Below are 4,532 nucleotides of genomic sequence, written 5' to 3' on the forward strand. Positions count from 1 at the left end.
AAGACAATAATACATTAAAACTTGCCTTTTAGAGACTCTGTGAACATAAATTTAACCTGTGATTTTCTACTTTGGAGAAATTCTACAGCCTCAACGCCCTAATAATGGGCAAAAAATTGTTGGCTAAAATGTTGAGGAACGAAAACAGCCAACTGTTTTTTTGTCCTTATTAATTAGCTTGTTAGCATGCTTTACTCTAATCAATTTCAATACTGATATAGTTTGGCACTAAGTTCTCTGCAAGCCAATGCCAGCTAAATTCAATATTAACGTTTTCGACTTGAAATTGGTAATTCACTTCGACTCCATCGTCCCAATGTTCAGTTTGCATTGAGAACTGATGCAGAATAGTTTCAGGTTGAAACTGCGAACTTATCGCAACCATTTCGCCATTAATGACCAAATCACCTGTATAAATATCGCCTTTAGAGTAAAACTCACTAAGACGCACAGATATATTTTTGATAATTGAATCTTGAACATGAAAGCTAACACTACCATTTTGATGATTTCCATCAGGCAAGTTTGATTGGCTTCCCAACACAAGATTTAAAATTTCAAATGAATCTAGATTGATGCGCATAATCCCTAGCATGCTAACGCCCACGTTAAGGGGCGGCTAATGCATGGCTATAATTGTGAGGAACGAACATCAGCCATGCTTTAGACATCCATACCTTTAACTGCTTGTTATGTTTAAATTACTGATATTTACTTCCGTTTTTTCCATTTATAAATGATAGAAGCCATTGAGAAAATGGCTGCCAAAATCGCTACACCACTAAACGTACCTGAATTAGAATGACAACCTCTACCTGTACACATTAATTCATTTAAGTTAGAGCTAGATAAAGAAAAATAAACGATAGCAATAAACACTGCTAAAGATATTGCGAGAATCCATAACTCAGTTTTTATATCATCGAAAAAACTCATAGTCCCTTAAACATAACAGTTTAATAGTAGGCAAATTGCCGCCTTTCTACAAAGGTAACTTTCGCCTACATTTTGTAAATTAAAAATTATGCTAATTTATTTTATTATTTTAATCAATAATTTAATTAAATATTCGATTTTTTATTTAAAAAATCAAACGCTTTAATTTATGTAAGCTTGTGGAAAGGCGGCATCATACTAACCTGCATGCATATACAGTATGCAATTTATAAAAAGGAATTAAAATGTCTTCTCCTTATATAGCATATATAACCGAACAAATGCGGTTAAAAAACAATTAGTGAACAAATACGCGTAGGTCGTTATGATGCCTAAACTCCGCTCACATCAAATTAGTTTACTCAACCACCAACGGCGTTAGGATTGCAATAGCCTATCGACTATTGAACCACGAACATAGACCAAAGCTAGGTGTCACGACGAAATTACTTGTTTCATTCTGTGCGTTAACTCACTTAATAATAGAAATGAATACAGAGAATTCTTAAATTAATAAATATGGATCAGTGTATTTAACTTGACGTGAGGAGTCATACCAACGCCTTACTAACTGAATTGTTAATAAAGGCGCTATTTATATGAGTAAACACGGAGTCAAACAAAAGCATGACAAGCTACCCTATACTGCGGATAGCTTTCTTAGTGAATGCAAAATTTTTTGCACACAGATTATTTAACAATATGCTTTAATTTACCTTTTTCATCAAATTCTAAAATATTTCTAGCCCATCGATTAATCCAATAGGTCCAGTTATTTTCTTCAAGTGTTATTGTTGCATGAACTGGTGGCGTACCCATTGCATATTTAACACCCTCTTTTGTCATACCTATCAATGGTTTGCCTTTTGCTATGCCTTCTTGATCTATTTTGCTTAGCTGTTTAACCCTATCACTATCACAACGTTTACCAAAAAAGGTATTAAAATTCTGTTCAAGTGATTGTCCTGCTGAGCGCGTATGTTTATCCCAAAGATAGCGATAAACTTTGCCTTGGTGAGATATTTCAATTTCTTTACTGCCAATATCTTCAATCACAAACTTACTACACATAGGAATTAAATTAGACATTTGATAGTTTAAAGCATAAAGGCGGTTATTAGCATAGTCTGCATGAATATTAACTAACGCTTCAACAGTAGCTCCCTCAACAAAACCTGAATTACGTTTATTAGTTAACGATTGAGTGTCTGATGAGGAGGAGGTTGATGTACACCCAACCATCGTCACTGCCAATAATAATAAGGCAAGTTTATTAACTGCGTTTTTAAATTGGAATGCTGGTTTACATTTTTTCATGATTAATTCCTTCTATGATATTTATTTAAGCTTGAAGTTATATGTCGTAATAAGTATCAATATTGGCAATAACTTTAACAAAATGCAATCGTGTTATTGCTAGTCAGCCGCCACCTGATAAAATACCGTATATCGTTCATCAATTAAATATTATATGCCCTACCCTAAACTTTTAACACCTTTAAACCTTGGCTTCACTCAATTAAACAATAGGGTGTTAATGGGGTCTATGCACACAAACCTTGAAGAAGCTGAAAATGGTTTTAAACGTTTGGCTTCTTTTTATGCGCAAAGAGCTGAAGGCGGCGTTGGCTTAATTGTCACGGGAGGTATATCACCTAATATTGAAGGAAAACTGGCACCAAATCGCGCATTAATGACAACAAAACATGATGTAAAAGATCATCAGTTAATCACGCAAGCGGTGCATAATGTTGAAGGTAAAATATGTATGCAAATTTTGCATGCAGGTAGATATGCTTACCAAAAACAACTCGTTGCTCCTTCTGCTCTGCAATCAACTATTATTCCGTTAACCCCAAAAGCGCTTTCTAGTGCTGAGGTAGAAAAGCAAATAGCGGATTTTGTGCTTACAGCAGAATTAGCACAAGAAGCAGGTTATGATGGTGTTGAAATAATGGGCTCGGAAGGGTATTTAATTAATCAATTCATTGTTAAATCAACCAATCATAGGCAAGATGAATGGGGTGGCTGTTATCAAAATAGAATACGTTTTGCGGTTGAAATAGTAAAACAAACACGTAAACGTGTTGGAGAAAATTTTATCATCATTTTCAGGCTATCAATGCTCGACTTAGTTGAGCATGGCAGCTCTCTTGAAGAGATTATAATTTTAGCCAAAGCAATAGAAGCGGCAGGTGCCACCATTATTAATACGGGTATTGGTTGGCATGAATCTAGAGTTCCTACCATAGCAAGTATGGTTCCTCCTGGTGCCTTTGCTAATATTAGCCAATATGTAAAATCAGCTATCTCTTTACCTATTGTGGCTAGTAATAGAATTAACACCCCAGAGGTAGCAGAAAATATTTTAGAAAATAATTGGGCTGATATGGTTTCCATGGCAAGACCTTTACTGGCAGACAGCCATTTTGTTGTCAAAGTTCAGCAAAATAAACCGCAAGCCATTAATACTTGCATTGCCTGCAACCAAGCTTGTTTAGATCATATTTTTTTAAACAAAGTCGCTACTTGTTTAGTGAACCCTTTTGCCGCAAGAGAAAAAGAACTTGCGCTTATCCCAACAAATAATGCTAAACAAATTGCCGTTGTGGGAGCGGGACCTGCTGGAATGGCTTTTTCTTTGTATGCAGCTCAACGAGGTCATAAAGTACAATTGTTTGAAGCAACTCATCGCATTGGTGGCCAATTTAATTTAGCTAAAAAAATTCCAGGCAAAGAAGATTTTCATCAAACACTGCGCTATTTTAATTACCAATTAGCACAACATAAGGTTGATATTCACCTTAATACGCACGTTAAACCTGAAGTTCTGTCAACATTTGACGAAGTTGTTATTGCCACAGGCACTAAAGCTAACTTGCCTGACATTGAGGGAATTGAGCACCCTAGTGTAGTTTCTTATGCTGATATTCTTTCAGGTACAAAGATCGCTGGCAATAATGTTGCAATTATTGGTGCAGGTGGTATTGCCTTTGATGTGGCTGAGTTTATTACCAATACTGTGAAATCAGTAGATGCAGACGCTTTTGCAGATCACTGGGGCATAGACCTAAGTATGAAATTTGATGGCGGTTTAAAAACAATACATAATAAACCTCCCATCCGAAAGGTATCCATGTTACAAAGAAAAATTAGAAAATCGGGTGCTGATTTAGGCAAAACCACAGGTTGGATTCACCGAACAAGTTTAAAAAGAAAAGCAGTGTCTATGCTGGCAGGCGTTACCTACAATAAAATTGATAATGACGGCTTACACATTAGTATTCGCAAAAAACCGCGTTTACTCAAAGTTGACACCATCATTATTTGCGCAGGTCAAACAGAAAATAATCAATTATCAACTGCACTTAAGCAACAACCGTGTCATATTATTGGAGGAGCACATCTGGCGAAAGGAATAGATGCGCAAAAAGCGATAGAAGAAGCCGCGTTATTAGCAATAAAAATTTAAATAAATAGATAAGGTGTATTAGTTCCGACTTAATCTGACACATCGACTTGAAAAGTTGAGAGTTACCCGTTTTTATTAAAGGTGTCGAATCTTTAATTTAAACAAAAAAAGGTAACTCTCATGT

General features: G+C 35.7%; 4 protein-coding genes. 1 reads left to right on the plus strand and 3 read right to left on the minus strand.

Annotation, left to right across the window (positions count from 1 at the left end):
- Positions 1 to 196: 196 nt before the first annotated feature.
- The 3 genes from ACE1OF_RS19385 to ACE1OF_RS19395 all read right to left on the minus strand — a co-directional run bounded on the left by ACE1OF_RS19385 (position 197) and on the right by ACE1OF_RS19395 (position 2,253).
- Positions 197 to 595: a hypothetical protein gene (locus ACE1OF_RS19385; protein WP_448896518.1), complete on the minus strand. Its 399-nt coding sequence runs from the start codon at positions 593 to 595 to the stop codon at positions 197 to 199.
- A gap of 116 nt (positions 596 to 711) precedes the next feature.
- Positions 712 to 936 (minus strand): hypothetical protein, encoded by a 225-nt coding sequence (locus ACE1OF_RS19390; protein ID WP_448896519.1) that lies wholly within the window; start codon positions 934 to 936, stop codon positions 712 to 714.
- 690 nt (positions 937 to 1,626) lie between these two features.
- Positions 1,627 to 2,253, minus strand: coding sequence for an outer membrane protein assembly factor BamE domain-containing protein (locus ACE1OF_RS19395; RefSeq protein ID WP_448896521.1), 627 nt, complete (start codon positions 2,251 to 2,253; stop codon positions 1,627 to 1,629).
- Positions 2,254 to 2,407: 154 nt separating this feature from the next.
- Between ACE1OF_RS19395 and ACE1OF_RS19400 the strand changes: the two genes are divergently transcribed.
- Positions 2,408 to 4,408 carry an oxidoreductase gene (locus tag ACE1OF_RS19400; RefSeq protein WP_448896523.1) on the plus strand — a complete coding sequence of 667 codons (2,001 nt, stop codon included), beginning with the start codon at positions 2,408 to 2,410 and terminating at the stop codon, positions 4,406 to 4,408.
- Positions 4,409 to 4,532: the final 124 nt, after the last annotated feature.

The organism is Colwellia sp. E150_009, assembly GCF_053543955.1.

Bases quoted from the DNA above. Each gene is read 5' to 3' on its own strand.
- ACE1OF_RS19385 (WP_448896518.1), bottom strand. From the start codon at position 595: ATGCTAGGGATTATGCGCATCAATCTAGATTCATTTGAAATTTTAAAT.
- ACE1OF_RS19395 (WP_448896521.1), bottom strand. From the start codon at position 2,253: ATGAAAAAATGTAAACCAGCATTCCAATTTAAAAACGCAGTTAATAAA.
- ACE1OF_RS19400 (WP_448896523.1), top strand. From the start codon at position 2,408: ATGCCCTACCCTAAACTTTTAACACCTTTAAACCTTGGCTTCACTCAA.
- ACE1OF_RS19390 (WP_448896519.1), bottom strand. From the start codon at position 936: ATGAGTTTTTTCGATGATATAAAAACTGAGTTATGGATTCTCGCAATA.